The organism is Pseudomonas sp. COW5, from assembly GCF_026240005.1.
Taxonomy (GTDB): Bacteria; Pseudomonadota; Gammaproteobacteria; order Pseudomonadales; family Pseudomonadaceae; genus Aquipseudomonas; species Aquipseudomonas kribbensis.
Map to the genome: position 1 here is coordinate 2,605,323 of NZ_JAPHVP010000001.1, position 18,468 is coordinate 2,623,790.

General features: G+C 61.7%; 17 protein-coding genes. 6 read left to right on the forward strand and 11 right to left on the reverse strand.

What is annotated here, in order from left to right; translation table 11 throughout:
• The first annotated feature begins 102 nt into the window (after positions 1-102).
• On the forward strand, positions 103-735 hold the full coding sequence (locus OQ248_RS11800; RefSeq protein ID WP_192552540.1) for a LysE family transporter: 633 nt from the start codon (positions 103-105) through the stop codon (positions 733-735).
• Between the two features lie 60 nt (positions 736-795).
• On the opposite strand, the gene OQ248_RS11805 is transcribed toward OQ248_RS11800, so the two are convergent.
• The 5 genes from OQ248_RS11805 to OQ248_RS11825 all read right to left on the reverse strand — a co-directional run bounded on the left by OQ248_RS11805 (position 796) and on the right by OQ248_RS11825 (position 5,557).
• Positions 796-1,539, reverse strand: a complete 744-nt coding sequence (locus OQ248_RS11805) for a penicillin-binding protein activator LpoB (RefSeq protein WP_265812915.1) — start codon at positions 1,537-1,539, stop codon at positions 796-798.
• 3 nt (positions 1,540-1,542) lie between these two features.
• A complete protein-coding gene (gene lpoB / locus OQ248_RS11810; RefSeq protein WP_007951848.1) occupies positions 1,543-2,130 on the reverse strand; it encodes a penicillin-binding protein activator LpoB in 588 nt (195 codons plus the stop codon).
• 35 nt (positions 2,131-2,165) lie between these two features.
• The gene (locus OQ248_RS11815; protein ID WP_085731449.1) at positions 2,166-2,540 is read right to left on the reverse strand and encodes a YcfL family protein; all 375 of its coding nucleotides are present in this window, start codon (positions 2,538-2,540) and stop codon (positions 2,166-2,168) included.
• Between the two features lie 15 nt (positions 2,541-2,555).
• On the reverse strand, positions 2,556-3,950 hold the full coding sequence (locus tag OQ248_RS11820) for a hypothetical protein (protein WP_265812916.1): 1,395 nt from the start codon (positions 3,948-3,950) through the stop codon (positions 2,556-2,558).
• A 206-nt stretch (positions 3,951-4,156) separates the two neighbouring features.
• Positions 4,157-5,557 carry a hypothetical protein gene (locus OQ248_RS11825; protein WP_265815089.1) on the reverse strand — a complete coding sequence of 467 codons (1,401 nt, stop codon included), beginning with the start codon at positions 5,555-5,557 and terminating at the stop codon, positions 4,157-4,159.
• A gap of 176 nt (positions 5,558-5,733) precedes the next feature.
• Here OQ248_RS11825 and OQ248_RS11830 point away from each other — a divergent pair, with 176 nt between their 5' ends.
• Together OQ248_RS11830 and OQ248_RS11835 are read left to right on the forward strand one after the other, a co-directional pair.
• Positions 5,734-7,629 (forward strand): FTR1 family protein, encoded by a 1,896-nt coding sequence (locus tag OQ248_RS11830; protein WP_265812917.1) that lies wholly within the window; start codon positions 5,734-5,736, stop codon positions 7,627-7,629.
• Between the two features lie 105 nt (positions 7,630-7,734).
• Complete coding sequence (locus OQ248_RS11835; protein ID WP_262193210.1) at positions 7,735-8,190, forward strand: YaiI/YqxD family protein; 456 nt, start codon at positions 7,735-7,737, stop codon at positions 8,188-8,190.
• Positions 8,191-8,307: 117 nt separating this feature from the next.
• Here OQ248_RS11835 and elbB read toward each other — a convergent pair whose 3' ends face one another.
• Positions 8,308-8,976 (reverse strand): isoprenoid biosynthesis glyoxalase ElbB, encoded by a 669-nt coding sequence (elbB, locus tag OQ248_RS11840; protein WP_085708951.1) that lies wholly within the window; start codon positions 8,974-8,976, stop codon positions 8,308-8,310.
• 116 nt (positions 8,977-9,092) lie between these two features.
• Here elbB and OQ248_RS11845 point away from each other — a divergent pair, with 116 nt between their 5' ends.
• Positions 9,093-10,328 (forward strand): sterol desaturase family protein, encoded by a 1,236-nt coding sequence (locus OQ248_RS11845; protein ID WP_265812918.1) that lies wholly within the window; start codon positions 9,093-9,095, stop codon positions 10,326-10,328.
• Here OQ248_RS11845 and OQ248_RS11850 read toward each other — a convergent pair.
• Positions 10,309-10,965, reverse strand: a complete 657-nt coding sequence (locus OQ248_RS11850) for a DedA family protein (protein ID WP_085708953.1) — start codon at positions 10,963-10,965, stop codon at positions 10,309-10,311. The genes OQ248_RS11845 and OQ248_RS11850 overlap by 20 nt on opposite strands.
• Before the next feature lie 208 nt (positions 10,966-11,173).
• Between OQ248_RS11850 and hemB the strand changes: the two genes are divergently transcribed.
• Positions 11,174-12,187, forward strand: a complete 1,014-nt coding sequence (hemB, locus tag OQ248_RS11855) for a porphobilinogen synthase (protein WP_265812919.1) — start codon at positions 11,174-11,176, stop codon at positions 12,185-12,187.
• 18 nt (positions 12,188-12,205) lie between these two features.
• Positions 12,206-14,431, forward strand: coding sequence for a polyphosphate kinase 1 (gene ppk1, locus OQ248_RS11860; RefSeq protein ID WP_265812920.1), 2,226 nt, complete (start codon positions 12,206-12,208; stop codon positions 14,429-14,431).
• Positions 14,432-14,704: 273 nt separating this feature from the next.
• Here ppk1 and ppx read toward each other — a convergent pair whose 3' ends face one another.
• The 4 genes from ppx to OQ248_RS11880 form a co-directional block, all read right to left on the reverse strand.
• Positions 14,705-16,207, reverse strand: coding sequence for an exopolyphosphatase (gene ppx / locus OQ248_RS11865; RefSeq protein ID WP_134828472.1), 1,503 nt, complete (start codon positions 16,205-16,207; stop codon positions 14,705-14,707).
• 208 nt (positions 16,208-16,415) lie between these two features.
• On the reverse strand, positions 16,416-17,153 hold the full coding sequence (locus tag OQ248_RS11870; RefSeq protein ID WP_265812921.1) for an amino acid ABC transporter ATP-binding protein: 738 nt from the start codon (positions 17,151-17,153) through the stop codon (positions 16,416-16,418).
• Positions 17,140-17,790 (reverse strand): amino acid ABC transporter permease, encoded by a 651-nt coding sequence (locus OQ248_RS11875; RefSeq protein WP_265812922.1) that lies wholly within the window; start codon positions 17,788-17,790, stop codon positions 17,140-17,142. The genes OQ248_RS11870 and OQ248_RS11875 overlap by 14 nt, the downstream gene beginning before the upstream one ends.
• Positions 17,787-18,467, reverse strand: coding sequence for an amino acid ABC transporter permease (locus OQ248_RS11880; protein ID WP_039765327.1), 681 nt, complete (start codon positions 18,465-18,467; stop codon positions 17,787-17,789). Before OQ248_RS11880 ends, OQ248_RS11875 begins: the two co-directional genes overlap by 4 nt.
• Position 18,468 lies beyond the last annotated feature (1 nt).

The following is an 18,468-nucleotide window of genomic DNA, read 5'->3' on the forward strand; positions in this document are numbered from 1 at the left end:
CACGTTGGTCGGCGACCGCAACATCCTGAAAAAAATCGGTAGTCATCCAGCCTGAATCCCATTAGCTTGGACGTTTGTCACGAGTCTGAGTCGAGGTGTGCGATGGAGCTTCAAACATGGCTGGCGTTTTTTGCCGCGTGTTGGGTAATCAGCCTTTCTCCGGGCGCCGGCGCGATTGCGTCGATGTCCAGCGGTCTGCAATACGGTTTCTGGCGCGGTTACTGGAACGCCCTGGGCCTGCAGCTGGGTCTGGCCCTGCAGATTGCCATCGTCGGCGCCGGTGTCGGCGCGATCCTCACCGCTTCGGCCACCGCGTTCCATGCGATCAAATGGTTCGGTGTCGCTTACCTGATTTATCTGGCGGTCAAACAATGGCGCGCACTGCCGATGGACATGAGCGATGACGCGGCGGTACGCCCGATCGGCCGGCCGATGGCGCTGGTATTCCGTGGATTCCTGGTGAACATCAGCAACCCCAAGGCCCTGGTGTTCATGCTGGCGGTGCTGCCGCAGTTCATCAATCCGCATGCGCCGCTGTTGATCCAGTACGTGGTGATCGGCGTGACCATGATCTGCGTCGACCTGATCGTCATGGCCGGCTACACCGGGCTGGCGTCCAAGGTGCTGCGCCTGTTGCGCACACCGACCCAGCAAAAACGCATGAACCGTACGTTTGCCGGGCTGTTCATCGGTGCAGCGGCGTTCATGGCGACGTTGCGCAAAGCCGCCGCGTAAAGCGCGCAGGCATAAAAAAGGCGACCTTTTCAGGTCGCCTTTTTCGTTTTCGGCGGTCGGTCAGTGAAGAATCACCGGCGCCGAATCACGCGGCAGATTGTTGCGCTGCTGCGGTTCACGCGACTGCTCGTAACCGCCTCCGCCGAGCTGCATGCTCAGCTGGCCGGCCACGTCTTCACCCAACGCCTTCGAGACATCACGCACCACCCGAGGGCGGTTCAGCGAGATCTTGATGTCGCGGTGGTTCACCAGTTTGGTGTCCTGCGCTTCGCCCATGGCCGTGAAGGCCGATGTGATCTCGTAGGTTTTGGTGTTGATCAGGCTGAAGTCGGCCACCAGCGTCAGGCCCAGAACGGCTGAATAGCTGTCGGTGTTGGCCAGCTCGTTCATGTCCTGGGTGAAGTCGATGTCGGACACCGTACCGAACAGCACATAGTCGGCGCCCTTGAAGTTGCCGGCCTTGATCCGCTTGATCACATCGTAGATGTCACCCTTGGACGAGGCGGTGTAGGGCGTGCCCTGAATCAACTGGAACATGCCGGTGCGCAGGATTTCACCCTTGATATCGCCGGTGAATTTGCGCAGTTCGGCTTGCTCGATGTAGCTGGTGTTGGATTCGAATTCGTCGTAGCTCGAAGAACCGCTGGAGCTGTAGTAGCCCTCGCGGTAATTGTTCTTCGACGAAACGACGTGGATGTATTGCTCCACGCGTTCCTGGTACGCCAGATCCGTTACCGCGACTTTCGGGGCCGCTTGCGCGCTGAACGCGCAAGCCAGGGCCATCATGCCAATCCATGCGCGCATCGATTAACGCTCCGTGGTTTTGCGGATCTCTTTCTCGTCCATCCACTCGGCCAGACCGCTTTCAACGTCGATCAGTTGCAGGCTGAATTTGTAGAAGACGTCCTTGTAATCGCTGCTGCGCTTGACGATCGAGCTGATCGAACCTTCAAGACGGTATTTGGCGGCGATCATGTTGCCAGTCTTGGCCACGGTGCTCTTCTTGTACAGGCCGCTCTGGTTCTGCAGCTTGAGCTGGTCGACCTGGCTCTGCATCGCAGTGTTGTCGCTGGCGAAGCGGGCGGTGCCGGACTTCATCAGCTGGGTCTTGATGCTGGTGGTGATTTCGCGGGTGTCGATGTATTCGCTGGTCTTGTTCTTCACGTCGTAGACCTGCACCACCGGGCGGCCTTGCAGAATGCCGGACTGGGCCAGGGAGCGGGTCATCGATTCGGCGATCATCTGCAGGTCGGTCGAGCCGAACTCGTTGGTCACGGTTTCAACGGCCTTGGTGTCACCGTAGCTGATGTTCTTGCTGCCCAGGGTCGGCGAAGTGTTGGCGCAACCGGAAGCCAGCAGGGCGAGGACAGCGATGAAGGAAAAGCGTGCAAACATGGGAATGCTCTCTGAATCGGGAAAGGGTGTCGGGCTCAAGGCGTCTTCATTTCAAGACGGAAGTCCACGGCTTTCGGCGTCGGGGCGATGCCCTGGATGAAGCTGGTCTGGGCGCCGTACATCATCTGGCTCTTCCAGACTTCTTCTTCGGCGATCGGGAAACCTTCCGCGCCGAGCCAGGCAAAGCGGTAGTAGAACGTCTTGTTGCTGTTGAGGGTGTTGGTCAACTGCACATTGACGGTCATGAAGCCGTTCTCGCGGGCAACGCGCATGGCGCCGACCGCGATGTGTTTCTGCGGGCCCATGGCCACGACCTTGCTCGCGGCGCTGCCCGGCTCCGGTGGTGGCGGGGTGGCGCAGCCGCTGGCCAGCACGGCGAGGGCGGCGACAGCGAAGAGTTTGAAACGCATGCAAAGACTCCGTTCTTAAGGTTGTTTGAGGCTGGCTACGGCGGTGGTGCCGGCGCTCGGGGTCACGTGGGCGGCGAGGCCCGCGGCGAACACCTGATTGCCGACGGCGCGCAGGGTGATGACCTGATAACGCTGATCGACGGTGAGCTTGACCTGCGTGCCACCCACGGCGCTCGGCAGAGTAACCTGATGCTCACCCTTTTTCAGGCGCAGACGTACCACTTGAGTGGTGTCCGGCAGGGTACGCCACGTACGGGTATCGGCACCTTCGAGCATTGCTGAAGAGATACCGACTGCCAGACCCGCCAGCGGGTTGGTTTCGTTGATCTTCTTCTGCGCCACGCCTTTGGTGATTGCCCGCACCATGGTGCGCACGATGATGCCCGGCATGTCATCGCGCAAGGCGCGGCGGGACATGGCGGTGGTGCTGTTGAGGGCGGTCAGGTTCAGTTGCTGGCCGTCGACGCCGATCTGCGCGAAGGTCGTGGTCGAGGTGTCAGGCTTGATGATCGGGAACGACAGCGGGGTGATCACCACGTTGTTGGAGATTGGCAGCGGCAGCGGTACGCGGATCGAGTCGCGGGCCGGTGCCAGACCGCTTTGCACCACGATCAGGACGTCGCTGTCATCGCTCTTGACCGGTTTGTCGAGGTTGACCAGTGCCTGCTCCAGCAACGGCGTGTTCGGACGCAGCTCGGCCGCCTTGCGGTAACCCGGCGCGGCCAGGTCTTTTTCATCCAGGGCTTCGTAGACGAAACCGGCCAGGTAGTGGCTGAACGCACTCTGATAGCTGTTCTTCAGGCCGACCACTTCCGGGGCGTCGAGACTGGCGACCGGGTAGCCTTGCAAGTCCTTGTACTGGGTCTTGATGCCTTCTTTCTCGGCTTCCTCTTCGCTCTTGAGGTATTCCTTGTCACGCAGGTCGGCGATCACGGCTTCACGTTCGTGGGTCTTCTTGATCGCGGTGCGGGCGCCGTCGAAATCGTTGACCGCCAGCAGGTTCAGGGCCATCTGCGTGGTCAGCATGACTTTTTCGTAATCGTAGCCTTCGTAGCGACGGACCTTGTCATTGACCAGGAAACTGCCGAATTGGGCCAGGTATTTGTCGGTGTCGAGCTTGACCGAATCTTCCCACTTGCCCACCACCTGGTCGGCGCTGGTCCAGGCGTTCTGGCTGCCGGACAGGTCGCCCTTGGCGCGCAGCAGTTCACCTTTCTCGAAGTAATAGAGCAGGTCCTTGTCCGGGCCGGTGTTGTTCTTTTCCAGCAGGGTCAGGGCGGCGTCGACGTTGCCGGTGGCCAGTTGCTGGTTGGTCTGGGCCAGTTCGGAATCGTAGTTGCGAAACGCCGAACAGCCGGACAGCAGAGTGACTGCGCCAAGCGCGATCAGAGTGGGAGCGCGGAATGCCATGGGGTACTTCTTCCATGAGTAGCGACAGCCTCGGGTGCGGGTCGGGCTGCTGGGACCGATCGGCAGTGGCGCTGGCCTCCTGCCAAATCCTCATAAACAGAGGAGCTTTAATGCCGCGTCGCGATAACGAGGGCGCGGCATTATAAGCGGGCGATGCTGGCTATGTAATAGCTTTTTAATTGCACCGGTTAGTTAGATGCCATTACTTATTTCAGGCCGGATACCACGCGGCTTTCCGCTGAAACGGGCGCCTGGAAAGCACTGCCGTTGGCATAAATTCGGTCGCCCAGGGCTCGCAGGCCGATGATCTGGCGATCCTGATCAATGCGGATTTTCAGCGGGGCGACACCGGGCGCGGTTGGCAGGCTGATCGAGTGTTCGCCTTTCTTCAGACGCAGGCGTAGCACTTGCGTGAGGTTGGGCAGGGTGCGCCAGGTGCGGGTGTCTGCGTGCTCGAATCCATCGTAATGGGTGACGTAGGACGCTTTGGCCGGATTGCGCCGATTGTCGGTGCCCTGGACGTCTGCAGCGAGGAACGCTCGATACGTGGTGCGTTGAATGATCCCGGGCATGTCGTCACGCAGGGTGCGCAGGGACATGTCGGTGATGTTGTTGACGGTGATCAGCTTCTTCTGGCGGCCGTCGAGGCTTATCTGATTGAAAGGCTGGGTGGAGGTGTCGGGCACCATCACCGGAAACGACACATTGGCGACGATCACCTGACCGTCTTCAAGCTTCACCGGATACGGCACGCGCACCGAGCTGCGAGCCGGTGCCAGCCCGCTTTGCACGATGATCAGCACGTCGCTTTCGCCGGCCTTGAGCCCGGGGCTGTCGAGGTCGCGCAAGGCCTGTTGGAAGAACGGCATGTCAGGACGCAGTTCAATGGCCTGACGATAACCCGGGGCCGCCAGATCCTTTTCGCCCAGGGCTTCATAAGTGAAGCCGGCCAGATAGTGGCTGAACGCACTTTGATAGCCGTTCTTCAGGGCGATGACCGCCGGCGAGTCCAGCATGACCACCGGGTAACCTTGCAGGTCCTTGTAATGCACGCGGGCGCCCCGGTCCTTGGCGGCGTTTTCAACACGCTCGTATTCCAGCTCTCGCTGCCGGGCGATCAGTGTTTCGCGCTCGTGGGTCTTCTTGATGTCCGCACGGGCGCCATCGAAATCATTCACGGCCAACTGATTCAGGGCCATTTGCGTGGTCAGCATGACCTTTTCATAGTCATAGCCATCGTAGCGACGAATCTTGTCGTTGATGATGCTGCCCCATTGATTGCCCAGGGCGGAAAGCAGCTTGTCGCCAGTGGTTTCAATGGTGTCCTGGCGCTGGATCACCATCTGTTCGGCACTGCGCCAGGCCACCTGGCTCTGCGGCAACTCGCCGGCGGCGCTGAGTACCGCACCTTTCTCGAAGTAATACAGCAGGTCTTTTTCTTCATCCGGGTTATGCGCCTCGATCAGGGCCAGCGCACCCCCGGTGTTGCCTGCTTTCAATTGATCGGTGGTTTGTTGCAGTTCCAGGTCGTAATTGCGGTAGGCCCCGCAACCGCTCAGTTGCAGGAGCGCACTCAACAGCAAGGGAAACAGCAGGCAATGGCGCATGACCACGAGATCTTCCTTAATCGAAAGGGGCGAAAGGCGACGCAGTATAGAGGCGAGTGTTGGCTATGTGCTGCAGCACAATGCGCGTAATTCCGGTGCGGCCAACGAGAAAGCTTGAGTCAGCCTCCATCGACGTGAACAATGTGTTACTTCGCATTTCCAATTGAGACCCCTTCATGACTGCCTCGTCCCGATTCCTGGCCTGGCTGGTGTTCCCGTTGTTTGCCCTGAGCAGCTTCAATCTGCTGGCCGATACCGTGGAAGGCGCGCCGCAAGCGCTGCACCTGCTCGATTACATCAGCGCCGATTACCCGCCAACGGTAGAGGCAGGCAAGGTCATCGACGATGCCGAATACCGCGAGCAGCTGGAGTTCACCCGCGCGCTGCAAGGCTTGATTGCCGGCATGCCGGCCAAACCGGAGAAGGCCGGCCTGGAGCAGGGCATCGACGCTCTGCTGGCTGCGATCACCGCGAAGCAGGACGGCGCGGACGTCGCCCGTCAGGCCCGGCAACTGGGGGCGAAACTGGCGGTGGCCTATGAAGTCAGCCAGGCGCCGATCATCACCCCGGATCCGACCCGTGGTGCGCCGCTCTATACCCAGCACTGCTCGGTGTGTCATGGCACCAACGGTGCCGGCGATGGCCCTGCGGGTGTCGGCATGGAGCCTGCGCCGGCCAACCTGCGTGATGCCAGGCGTCTGGATCATCTGAGTCTCTACGCGATCTACAACACCCTCGGCCAGGGCGTCGAAGGCACCGACATGCCGGCCTTCGCCGATCAGCTGGACGACCGTCAGCGCTGGGACCTGGCGACCTACATCGCCCAGTTCAGTGCCGACCCGGCTACGGTCAAAACCGACAAGACCTACAACATCGCCGACCTTGCCCGTCAGACGCCGGCCGAAGTGCAGGCCGCGGAAGGCCCGACCGCTGCCGCGACCTTCCGCGCACAGCGGGCGCAACCGCCGCAGGTCAAGCGTGGTCCGGCGCAGTTGCTCGACTACACCGCTGCGACCCTGGACAAGAGCCTCGCCGCCTACCGCGCCGGCGAGCGTGATCAGGCGTATGACTTGTCCGTCGCCGCCTATCTGGAAGGCTTCGAACTGGTCGAAAGTTCGCTGGATAACGTCGACGCCAATGTGCGCAAGGACACCGAAAAATCCCTGATGGCCTACCGGCAATCACTGCAGGACGGCTTGCCGGTGGAGCAGGCCGAGCAGCGTCTCGACGCCGCGAAGGCCAAGCTCAAGGAGTCCGCCGATTTGCTGGGCAGCGACGGTCTGAGCTGGTCGCTGAGTTACATCTCCGGTTTGTTGATTCTGCTGCGCGAAGGCCTGGAAGCGATTCTGGTGCTGGCGGCGATCCTCGCGTTCCTGCGCAATACCGGCCAGCAATCGGCGGTGCGCAGTGTCAACGTCGGTTGGGGGCTGGCGCTGCTGGCCGGTCTTGGTACCTGGGCGCTGGCGGCGTACGTGATCGATGTCAGCGGTTCCCAACGTGAATTGCTGGAAGGCGCCACGGCGTTGTTCGCCAGTGTCATGGTGCTGTGGCTCGGGGTGTGGATGCACGACCGTCGGCACGCGGCGGCCTGGCAGGATTACATCAAGCAGAGCCTGGTCGGTGGCGGCGGGCGGTTCGGCTTCGCGATCCTGGCGTTCTTCTCGGTGTACCGCGAGTTGTTCGAAGTGATCCTGTTCTACGAAACCCTGTGGTTGCAGGCCGGGCCTGCCGGGCATGACGCGGTACTGGCCGGTGGTGCGACGGCGCTGGTGCTGCTGTTCGGTCTGGCGTGGGTGATCCTGCGCGGCTCGGCGAAACTGCCGCTGGCGCTGTTCTTCAGCATCAACGCGGGGCTGCTGTGCGCACTGTCGGTGGTGTTTGCCGGTCATGGTGTGAAGGCCTTGCAGGAAGCCGGGATCTTCGGCACGCGGCCGGTGGCGTTCTTCGATTTCGAATGGCTGGGCATTCACGCCGACGCCTACTCGCTGACGGCGCAGGCCGTGGCGATAGCCGCGATCATCGTGCTGTACGGCCGCAGCCGGGTGGCGGAAAAGCGCCGAGTGGCTGCTTAAACAGCATTCGCTGCGCTCACATTCGCGGGCAAGCCCGCTCCCACAGGGATTGTGTATAACCTTGTGGGAGCGAGCTTGCTCGCGAATTTTTTGGAGGTAGAAAACATGCGCGTATGGATCGATGCCGACGCCTGCCCGAAGATGGCCAAGGAGCTGGTGGTCAAGTTCGCCCTCAAGCGCCGCTTCGAAGTGGTGCTGGTGGCGGGGCAGCCGCAGAGCAAACCGGCACTGGCGATCGTCAAGCTGATCGTGGTGCCGAGCGGCCCGGATGCGGCGGATGATTATCTGGTGGAGCACGCGGTGCCGGGCGAACTGGTGATCTGCAGCGACATTCCGCTGGCCGACCGGCTGGTGAAGAAGGGCGTGGCAGCGCTGGACCCGCGAGGCAAGGAGTTCGACGCGCAGAACATGGGTGAACGGCTGGCGACGCGCAACCTGTTCACCGACCTGCGAGAGCAGGGCCAGGTCAGCGGCGGCCCGGCGCCGTTCGGCGACCGGGAGAAGCAGGCGTTCGCCAATGCGCTGGACCGGATCCTGACGCGGCTATCCCGCCAATCCTGAGCAAAACTCTTTACCCTGTGGGAGCGAGCCTGCTCGCGATGAGGCCCGTACATTCAACATAACGGTTGCCTGTAAAGCAGCCATCGCGAGCAGGCTCGCTCCCACACTGGATTTAGATCAGGCGTCGTTTTCGTGGGTCAGCTCAAGCACGCGATCCACCAGCTTGTTGATCCCCGAAGCTGCTTCACTGATCGACTGCGCCAGCATGTAGGCCGGGGTGGTCACCAGTTTGCGCGCCTTGTCTTCGATGATATCGGTCACCGCGCAGTCTTCGTGGGTGGCACCCATCTTGCCGATGGCCTTGGCCGTCTCCGCGTCATTGCCGATGGTGCAGGTCACGCCCGGGCCGTAGATCTTGGCGGCCAGTGCCGGCGAGATGCACATCAGGCCCACCGGTTTGCCCGCTTCGGCAAACGCCTCGGTCAGCGCCAGCACGTCCGGCTGAACGCAGCAGCCAGCGCCGTCGGCGGCGAAGTTCGACAGGTTCTTGGCTGCACCAAAACCGCCGGGCACGATCAGCGCATCGAAATCATCGACATCGGCTTCACGGACATCCTTGACGTTGCCCCGGGCGATGCGCGCCGACTCCACCAGCACGTTGCGCGACTCGGGCATTTCCTTGCCGGTGAGGTGGTTGATCACATGCAATTGCGCGATGTCCGGGGCGAAGCACTGCACCTGGGCACCGCGCTGGTCGAGGCGCAACAGGGTGATGACGCTTTCGTGGATCTCGGCGCCGTCGTACACGCCGCAACCGGACAGGATCACTGCAACTTTTTTGCTCATGGGTTTCTCTCCAGATTCATGGCGCTAAATGTCCACTAATTTGTCGTTCGTTGCCATAGGGCCAAGCCGTGGCTGCACCTAGGATCTGTGCACACGGATCTCGATCAGGGCGCGTCATGAACTTCATTCTGTATGCGGTGCCGTTTTTCTTCGTATTGATTGCGGCCGAGCTGATCGCCGACCGTTGGCGCGGGGTGAGCAACTATCGCCTGGCCGATGCGGTGAACAGCATCAGCACCGGGGTGTTGTCGACCACCACCGGCCTGCTGACCAAAGGCGTGGGGCTGGTGACCTACGGGTTTGCCCTGGAGCATCTGGCGCTGCTCAGGCTGTCGGCGGACAGCGTCTGGACGTGGGGCTTCGCTTTTGTCCTCTACGACTTCTGCTACTACTGGCTGCACCGCATGGGCCACGAGCGGAACATTCTCTGGGCGGCGCATTCCGTGCATCACCAGAGCGAGGACTACAACCTTTCCACCGCTTTGCGCCAGACCAGCACCGGGTTTCTGCTGGGCTGGATCTTTTACCTGCCGATGGCCGTGCTCGGTGTGCCGCTGCTGGTGTTTGTCAGCGTCGCGGCGATGAACCTGCTGTATCAGTTCTGGGTGCATACAAAGCACATTCCCAAGCTCGGCTGGTTCGAATGGATCTTCGTCACGCCGTCCAATCATCGGGCCCACCATGCGCAGAACGCTCTCTACATGGATCGCAACTACGGTGGGGTGTTCATTATTTGGGATCGCCTGTTTGGGTCGTTCCAGGAAGAGGACGACAACGAACCGGTGATCTTCGGCGTGACCACACCGCTGGCGAGCTGGAATCCGTTGTGGGCCAACGTGCAGTTTTACGCGCAGCTGTGGGACGACGCGCGTCGCGCCGGGAGCAAACGGGACAAGCTGCGGATCTGGTTCATGCGCACCGGATGGCGCCCGGCGGACGTGGCGGCGAAGTACCCGATGCACAAGCCGGACTTGAGCCGTTTCCGCAAATTCGAAGTGCCGCTGGGCGTCCGACAGCAGTGGTACGTGCTGCTGCAATTCGGCGTGTATGTGGCGCTGGGCAGTTACCTGATGAATCTGGAGCGCAGCCTGTCGACCGGCGCTCTGGTACTGGGCTGGGGCGCGGTGGCGTTCGGTTTGTTCGTTTTGGGCGTGGCCCTGGAGAATCGCCCGTGGGCGTTGAGGCTGGAGCTGCTGCGGTTGGCGGCGAATCTGCCGCTGGTGTGGCTGGCGCCGCAGGTCGGGCTATGGCCGGCCAGCCCCGAGGTCTGGGCCGGCCTGCTCGGTTACAGCCTGCTCAGTGGCATCGGGCTGTATTACTGTCGCCAGCGGATTACTCGGCTGGCGTCTTAGGTTCGGCGGATTTGGCCTGTTCGGCTTTATGTCGTTCAGCCTTGGCCAGTTGTTCGGCCTGCTCGTCTTCGTAGACCTTCTTGGCCAGCCGGGCATTCTTGAACCGGCGGCGCAGCCACAGGCCGACACCCAGCACCAGCAGCGCACCGAGCACCCACAGTTCATATTTCTTGATGCTGCCCAGCATGCCTTCGAGCACCGCACCGAAGTGGTACGCGGCCGCGGCCAGGGCGGCGGCCCAGATCGCTGCGCCAATGCCGTTCAACAGCAGATAGCGTCCTGGCGGGTAGCCCGACAGGCCGATCGCCACCGGCATCACCGTGCGCAGGCCGTAAACGAAGCGGAAGCTCAGGACCCAGATGTCCGGGTGTTTGCGGATATGCTCCAGCGCGCGGTCGCCCATCATTTGCCAGCGCGGTTTGCGCGCCAGCAACTTGCGCCCGTGCTTGCGGCCCAGGAAGTACCACAGCTGATCGCCGGCATAGCTGCCGAAGAACGCCACGACCACCACCAGGTTGATGTCCATGTAACCACGGAACGCGAGGAAGCCCGCGAGCACCAGGATGGTTTCGCCTTCGAAGAACGTGCCGAGAAACAGGGCAAAGTAGCCGAAGTCATGCAGAAATTGTTGGAGCATTGTCTGGGTGCTGGCGAAATGAACGCGCAGCCTAACCCTTCGGACACATTCAGGAAAGTGTCGAAATGTGTCTCGACGTTAACATTTCCTACAACGACAATGGATTGCGGCTACATGTCACAGGGGTGCACATAACTGTAATACGACCGTCATAATGGCCGCTTATAACTGCCACACTCGCCCGTCTGCGCGGGCTCAGGAGTCTGCCGTGAGCTTTACCCCAGCCAACCGCCTGTTCCCCGCCACCCGCCTGCGTCGCAATCGCCGTGATGATTTTTCCCGGCGGCTGGTGCGTGAGAACGTGTTGACGGTCGATGACCTGATCCTGCCGGTGTTCGTGCTCGACGGTGAGAACCGTCGCGAAGCCGTGGCTTCGATGCCGGGTGTCGAGCGTCTGACCATCGACCTGCTGCTTGAAGAAGCGGCGAAATGGGTCGAACTGGGGATTCCGGCGCTGGCGCTGTTCCCGGTCACGCCACCTGAACTCAAATCCCTCGATGCCGCCGAAGCGTGGAATCCCGAAGGTATCGCCCAGCGCGCCACCCGCGCCCTGCGTGACCGCTTCCCGGAGCTGGGGGTGATCACCGATGTCGCCCTCGATCCGTTCACCACTCATGGTCAGGACGGCATTCTCGACGAAGAAGGCTATGTGCAGAACGACATCACCGTCGATGCACTGGTCAGGCAGGCGTTGTCCCACGCCGCCGCTGGCGCCCAGGTGGTTGCCCCGTCGGACATGATGGACGGTCGCATCCAGGCGATCCGCGAGGCGCTGGAGCTGGCCGGTCACGTCAACGTGCGGATCATGGCCTACTCGGCCAAGTACGCCAGTGCCTATTACGGCCCGTTCCGCGATGCCGTGGGTTCGGCCGCGAACCTGGGCAAGGCGAACAAGGCTTCCTACCAGATGGACCCGGCCAACAGCGACGAAGCGCTGCACGAAGTGGGCGCGGACTTGTCTGAAGGCGCGGACATGGTCATGGTCAAACCCGGCATGCCTTACCTGGATATTTTGTTCCGGGTAAAAGATGCCTTCAAAGTGCCGACGTTCGTCTATCAGGTTAGCGGCGAATACGCCATGCACATGGCGGCGATCCAGAATGGCTGGTTGAGCGAAGGCGTGATCCTCGAATCCCTGACCGCCTTTAAACGTGCCGGCGCTGATGGCATCCTGACTTACTTTGCTGTCCGTGCCGCTCAATTGTTACGAGAGCAGAAATAGCCCTCCCAGGAACATTCGATGAATACCGAAGGACTCACTGAAGTTGCCGTAAAAGAAGCTCAACCCGTGGTCGAGCAGATTACCGAAACCCCGCCGGAACTGGAGCCTGCGCCACCCGCGCCGACGTCAGAGCCCGCAGCGGCGGCGCCGGTGATCGCGATTCCCGGCCTGGATGACAGCAGCCTGTATATCCACCGGGAATTGTCGCAACTGCAGTTCAACATCCGCGTGCTGGAACAGGCACTGGATGAGTCCTACCCGTTGCTGGAGCGGCTGAAGTTCCTGCTGATCTTCTCCAGCAACCTCGACGAATTCTTCGAAATCCGTGTCGCCGGCCTCAAAAAGCAGATCACCTTCGCCCGTGAACAGGCCGGCGCCGACGGTCTGCAACCGCATCAGGCCCTGGCCCGCATCAGCGAGCTGGTGCACGGTCATGTAGACCGCCAGTACGCGATCCTCAACGACATCCTGCTGCCGGAGCTGGAAAAGCATCAGGTCCGCTTCATCCGTCGCCGCTACTGGACGACCAAGCTCAAGACCTGGGTGCGACGTTACTTCCGCGACGAGATCGCGCCGATCATCACCCCGATCGGCCTCGACCCGACGCACCCGTTCCCGTTGCTGGTGAACAAGAGCCTGAACTTCATCGTCGAGCTCGAAGGCATCGACGCCTTCGGTCGCGACTCCGGTCTGGCGATCATCCCGGCGCCGCGTCTGCTGCCACGGATCATCAAGGTGCCGGAAGAAGTCGGCGGCCCTGGCGACAACTATGTGTTCCTGTCGTCGATGATCCACGCTCACGCCGATGACCTGTTCCAGGGCATGAAGGTAAAGGGCTGCTACCAGTTCCGCCTGACCCGGAACGCCGACCTTGCGCTCGATTCCGAAGACGTCGAAGATCTGGCCCGCGCCTTGCGTGGCGAGTTGTTCTCCCGTCGTTACGGTGACGCCGTGCGCCTGGAAGTCGCCGACACTTGTCCGAAACACCTGTCGGACTACCTGCTCAAGCAATTCAACCTGAGCGAGACCGAGCTGTATCAGGTCAACGGTCCGGTGAACCTGACGCGTCTGTTCAGCATCACCGGTCTGGACAGCCATCCGGAGCTGCAATACACGCCGTTCACGCCGCAGATCCCGAAACTGCTGCAGAACAGCGAGAACATTTTCAGCGTCGTCAGCAAACAGGACATCCTGCTGCTGCACCCGTTCGAGTCGTTCACCCCGGTGGTCGACCTGTTGCGCCAGGCCGCCAAGGATCCGCACGTTCTGGCCGTGCGCCAGACCCTGTACCGCTCCGGCGCCAACTCGGAAATCGTCGATGCGCTGGTAGATGCCGCGCGTAACGGCAAGGAAGTGACGGCGGTCATCGAGCTGCGCGCGCGCTTCGACGAAGAATCCAACCTGCAACTGGCCAGCCGTCTGCAGGCGGCCGGTGCGGTGGTGATCTACGGCGTAGTCGGCTTCAAGACCCACGCCAAGATGATGCTGATCCTGCGTCGCGAGGCTGGCGAGATCGTGCGTTACGCGCACCTCGGCACCGGTAACTACCACGCCGGCAACGCCCGTCTGTACACCGACTACAGCCTGCTGACCTCCGACGACGCCCTGTGCGAAGACGTCGGCAAACTGTTCAGCCAGTTGATCGGCATGGGCAAGACGCTGCGCATGAAGAAGCTGCTGCATGCGCCGTTCACCCTGAAGAAGGGCATGCTCGACATGATCACCCGCGAGACGCAATTCGCGCTCGACGGCAAACCGGCGCACATCATCGCCAAGTTCAACTCGCTGACCGATCCGAAGATCATCCGTGCGCTGTACAAGGCCAGCCAGTCCGGCGTGCGCATCGACCTGGTGGTGCGCGGCATGTGCTGCCTGCGTCCGGGCATCGCCGGGGTTTCGCACAACATTCACGTACGCTCGATCATCGGCCGCTTCCTTGAACACACCCGGGTGTTCTACTTCCTCAACGGTGGCGAGGAGCAGATGTTCCTCTCCAGCGCCGACTGGATGGAACGCAACCTCGACAAGCGCGTCGAGACTTGCTTCCCGGTGGAAGGCAAGAAGCTGCTGACCCGGGTCAAGAAAGAGCTGGAGCTGTACCTGACCGACAACACCCACAGCTGGAGCCTGCAGTCGGACGGCCGCTACATCCGCAACACGCCGACCGGCAACCAGAACCCGCGCAGTGCGCAGGCGACGTTGCTGGAGCGGCTGGGCAGCCCGATTCTGCCGGTGAGCAGCTAAGCGCTGAAAGGCGAAAAGCAGAAAAGGCCCTCACCCTAACCCTCTCCCGGAGGGAGAAGGGACTGACCGAGGTGTCTCACGCTATACATCGACCTGGAAAATCGAGTCGAACTCAGGATTTGAAACGCACACAAATCGGCTCCCTTTCCCCCTCGCCCCCTTGGGGGAGAGGGTTGGGGTGAGGGGGTAGCGATCTCAAACGCGCTAAAAATCCCAAGCCTGAAACAAAAAAGGCGATCCATCCGGATCGCCTTTTTTGTGCCTGCCTTTGACTCAGTGCACGGTCAGGACAACGCCCACCCGCGTCAGCCACTCGGCCTCAAGCGCGAAATCCGCCTGGGTCAGCTGGTTTTCATCCAGCCAGTTCTCCGGGAATTCCACGTCGAGGTTGTCGCCATTGGCGTGCAACGCGACCTGCGGCATGGTCTGGGTGCCGCGGATGTGGTGGAACAGGATCGCGAAGCGCAGCAGCACGCACAGGCGGATCAGCTTGTCGCCGTCCTCGCCGAATTCGGCAAACTTGTCCTTGGGGATGTTGCGGCGGTGGCCGCGCACCAGCAGGGCGAGCATTTGCTGGTCTTCGCGGGAGAACCCGGCAAGGTCCGAGTGCTCGATCAGGTAGGCGCCGTGTTTGTGGTAGTGGTAGTGAGCGATGTCGAGCCCGACTTCGTGCACTTTCGCCGCCCAGCCCAGCAGTTCGCGCCAGATGCCGTCATCCAGTTGCCAATCGACAGCCACCTGATCGAAGGCGTGCAGGGCTTTGCGCTCGACTCGCGCGGCCTGTTCCAGGTCGACGTGGTAGCGCTCCATCAGCGAGGTCAGGGTGCGTTCGCGCACGTCTTCGTGATGATGGCGGCCGAGCAGGTCGTAGAGCACGCCTTCACGCAGCGCGCCTTCGCAGTGATCCATGCGTTGCAGTTCGAGGGCGTCGAAGATCGCTTCAAGGATCGCCAGACCGGCCGGGAAGATCGCCCGACGGTCAGGCTTGATGCCTTCGAAGTCGATCTTGTCGACATCGCCGAGCTTGAACAGGCGACGCTTGAGCCACGCCAGACCTTCGGCGTTCACTTCGCCGGTGCCGTGACCGCCGGCCTTCAGCGCCAGGCCGATGGCGCGGATGGTCCCTGAGGAGCCGATGGCTTCATCCCAGGTCAGACGGTGCAGGGCGTGTTCGATGCTCATGATTTCCAGCCGCGCCGCCGTGTAGGCCTGGGCGTAGCGGGCCGGGGTGATCTTGCCGTCCTTGAAATAGCGCTGGGTGAAACTCACGCAGCCCATTTGCAGGCTTTCGCGCAACAACGGTTCGAAGCGCTGGCCGATGATGAATTCGGTACTGCCGCCGCCGATGTCGGCGACCAGACGCTTGCCCGGGGTGTCGGCGAGGGTGTGGGACACGCCGAGGTAGATCAGGCGTGCCTCTTCACGGCCGGAGATGACTTCCACCGGGTGGCCAAGGATTTCTTCGGCGCGGTGGATGAACTCCAGGCGGTTGCGCGCTTCGCGCAGGGCGTTGGTGCCGACGATCCGCACGGCGCCCAGCGGCATACCGTTGATCAGTTGGGCAAAACGCTTCAGGCAATCGAGCCCGCGCTGCATGGATTCTTCGTTGAGATGGCGCTCATCGTCGATGCCGGCGGCCAGCTGAACCTTCTCCCCGAGACGCTCGAGAATACGGATTTCGCCGTTCTGGGCCTTGGCCACGACCATGTGGAAGCTGTTGGAGCCCAGGTCGATCGCGGCGATCAGGGACAGATTCTTGGCTTGGGATTGCGGCATGGTCTGGGGTCTCGGTCGATAACCCTGACATCGTGCCACGATCAAAGGCTGCCGCCAACGCGCATGGTTCAAACCCTTGATTCAGCGCATAAAGTCTCAAGACCGCGGCGCGGCCATTCGCTAGCAGGCTAGCTCCCACATTGAAATGCGCTGCCCTGTGGGAGCTAGCCTGCTAGCGATGAGGCCTTTACCGGCGCTGAGAGTATTTTCAGGCAGTCGCTTCCACAGTTCCGATGAAGTTCGCCAGCTCCGGCGTTTGCGGGTCGGCAAACAGCACCTTCGGGTCGCCCACCTCGTGCACTTTGCCCTGGTGCATGAACACCAGTTTGTCCCCGACCTCCCGGGCGAAGCGCATTTCGTGGGTGACCATGATCAGGGTCATGCCTTCCTTCGCGAGCTGGCGGACCACGCTGAGCACTTCGTTGACCAGTTCCGGGTCCAGCGCCGAGGTGATCTCGTCGCACAGCAGCACCTTGGGCGACATCGCCAGCGCCCGGGCAATCGCCACGCGTTGTTGCTGGCCACCCGAGAGACGATCCGGGAAGGCGTCGAATTTCTCGCCCAGACCGACGCGCCCCAGCATCTGCCGCGCCAGTTCCGCAGCCTTGGCCTTGGGTACTTTCTGCACCACTTGCGGCGCGAGCATCACGTTTTCGCCAACGGTCAGGTGCGGGAACAGATTGAACTGCTGAAACACCATCCCGACTTTCTGCCGCAGGCTGCGCAGGTCGGCGCGGGCGGCGTCGAGGTATTCGCCGTCGACTTCGATCACGCCGTCATTGATCGATTCCAGGCCGTTGAGGGTGCGCAGCAGGGTGGATTTGCCCGAGCCGCTGCGGCCGATGATCGCCACCACCTGACCTTCCTCGACGCTCAGGTCGATGCCTTTGAGCACGTGGTGATCGCCGTAGTATTTATGCAGGGCGGAAATTCTAAGCAGAGGCATGCAGTCTCCTTTCCAGATAGCGCGCACTGAGGGACAGGGGGTAGCAGAGCAGGAAGTAGCCGGCGGCAACGAGGCCGTAGACCATGAACGGTTCGAAGGTGGCGTTGGCGAGCATGCCGCCGGTCTTGGTCAGTTCGGTGAAACCGATGATCGAGGTCACGGCGGTGCCCTTGACCGCCTGCACCGAAAAGCCCACGGTCGGCGCCACGGCAATACGTAACGCCTGCGGCAGGATCACGTAGCGCAGTTGCTCCAGCGGATTGAGCGCCAGGCTCGACGAAGCTTCCCACTGGCCATCGGGAATCGCCTCGACGCATCCACGCCAGATCTCCGCCAGATAGGCGCTGGTGAACAGCGTCAGGGCAATTGCCGCCGCCATCCACGGCGAAATCTCCACCCCGGCCAGCGCCACGCCGAAGAACACCAGAAACAGCTGCATCAGTAACGGCGTGCCCTGGAACAGTTCGATCCAGGTGCGGGCAATGCTGCTCGGCAGCGGGTTTTTCGAGATGCGCATGATCAGGATCAGCAACCCGACAATCCCGCCGCCGATGAACGCCACCAGCGACAACGCCAACGTCCACTGCAGGCCGGTGAGCAGGTTGCGCAGGATGTCCCAGAACGTGAAGTCGCTCATTGGCTGCTCCTTGCGCTGCTTTTCGACAGGTAGCGCCGGCCGAGCCAGTTCAGTAACTGACGGATCAGCAGCGCCATGCACAGATAAATGAGGGTGGTCAGGGCATAGGTTTCAAAAGCGCGGAAGTTGCGCGACTGAATGAAGTTGGCGGCGAAGCTCAACTCCTCGGTGGCAATCTGCGAACACACCGCCGAGCCGAGCATGACGATGATGATCTGGCTGCTCAGGGCCGGCCAGACCTTGCCCAGCGCCGGCAGCAGCACCACGTGGCGGAACGCTTCGAAACGGCTCATCGCCAGCGCGGCCGCTGCTTCCAGTTGCCCACGCGGAATCGCCTGGATGCCGGCGCGGATGATCTCGGTCGAGTACGCGCCGAGGTTGATCACCATCGCCAGCACCGCCGCCTGCCACTCGGAAATCTGGACGCCGAGGGACGGCAGGCCGAAGAAGATGAAGAACAGTTGCACCAGGAACGGCGTGTTGCGGATCAACTCCACATACACGCCGAAAATCGCCGAGAACGGGCGGATGTTCCACGCCCGTACCAGGGCCCCGACGATGCCCACGCCTACGCCAAACAGCGCGCCGATGGCCGTCAGCTCAAGGGTGAACAGCGCCCCGCGCAACAGCAGGTCGGTGTTTTCCACCACCGGCAAAAAATCGAACTGATAGGCCATG

Coding starts and splice junctions, on each gene's coding strand:
- OQ248_RS11800 (WP_192552540.1), top strand. CDS start 103: ATGGAGCTTCAAACATGGCTGGCGTTTTTTGCCGCGTGTTGGGTAATC.
- OQ248_RS11805 (WP_265812915.1), bottom strand. CDS start 1,539: ATGCGCGCATGGATTGGCATGATGGCCCTGGCTTGCGCGTTCAGCGCG.
- lpoB (WP_007951848.1), bottom strand. CDS start 2,130: ATGTTTGCACGCTTTTCCTTCATCGCTGTCCTCGCCCTGCTGGCTTCC.
- OQ248_RS11815 (WP_085731449.1), bottom strand. CDS start 2,540: ATGCGTTTCAAACTCTTCGCTGTCGCCGCCCTCGCCGTGCTGGCCAGC.
- OQ248_RS11820 (WP_265812916.1), bottom strand. CDS start 3,950: ATGGCATTCCGCGCTCCCACTCTGATCGCGCTTGGCGCAGTCACTCTG.
- OQ248_RS11825 (WP_265815089.1), bottom strand. CDS start 5,557: ATGCGCCATTGCCTGCTGTTTCCCTTGCTGTTGAGTGCGCTCCTGCAA.
- OQ248_RS11830 (WP_265812917.1), top strand. CDS start 5,734: ATGACTGCCTCGTCCCGATTCCTGGCCTGGCTGGTGTTCCCGTTGTTT.
- OQ248_RS11835 (WP_262193210.1), top strand. CDS start 7,735: ATGCGCGTATGGATCGATGCCGACGCCTGCCCGAAGATGGCCAAGGAG.
- elbB (WP_085708951.1), bottom strand. CDS start 8,976: ATGAGCAAAAAAGTTGCAGTGATCCTGTCCGGTTGCGGCGTGTACGAC.
- OQ248_RS11845 (WP_265812918.1), top strand. CDS start 9,093: ATGAACTTCATTCTGTATGCGGTGCCGTTTTTCTTCGTATTGATTGCG.
- OQ248_RS11850 (WP_085708953.1), bottom strand. CDS start 10,965: ATGCTCCAACAATTTCTGCATGACTTCGGCTACTTTGCCCTGTTTCTC.
- ppk1 (WP_265812920.1), top strand. CDS start 12,206: ATGAATACCGAAGGACTCACTGAAGTTGCCGTAAAAGAAGCTCAACCC.
- ppx (WP_134828472.1), bottom strand. CDS start 16,207: ATGCCGCAATCCCAAGCCAAGAATCTGTCCCTGATCGCCGCGATCGAC.
- OQ248_RS11870 (WP_265812921.1), bottom strand. CDS start 17,153: ATGCCTCTGCTTAGAATTTCCGCCCTGCATAAATACTACGGCGATCAC.
- OQ248_RS11875 (WP_265812922.1), bottom strand. CDS start 17,790: ATGAGCGACTTCACGTTCTGGGACATCCTGCGCAACCTGCTCACCGGC.
- OQ248_RS11880 (WP_039765327.1), bottom strand. CDS start 18,467: ATGGCCTATCAGTTCGATTTTTTGCCGGTGGTGGAAAACACCGACCTG.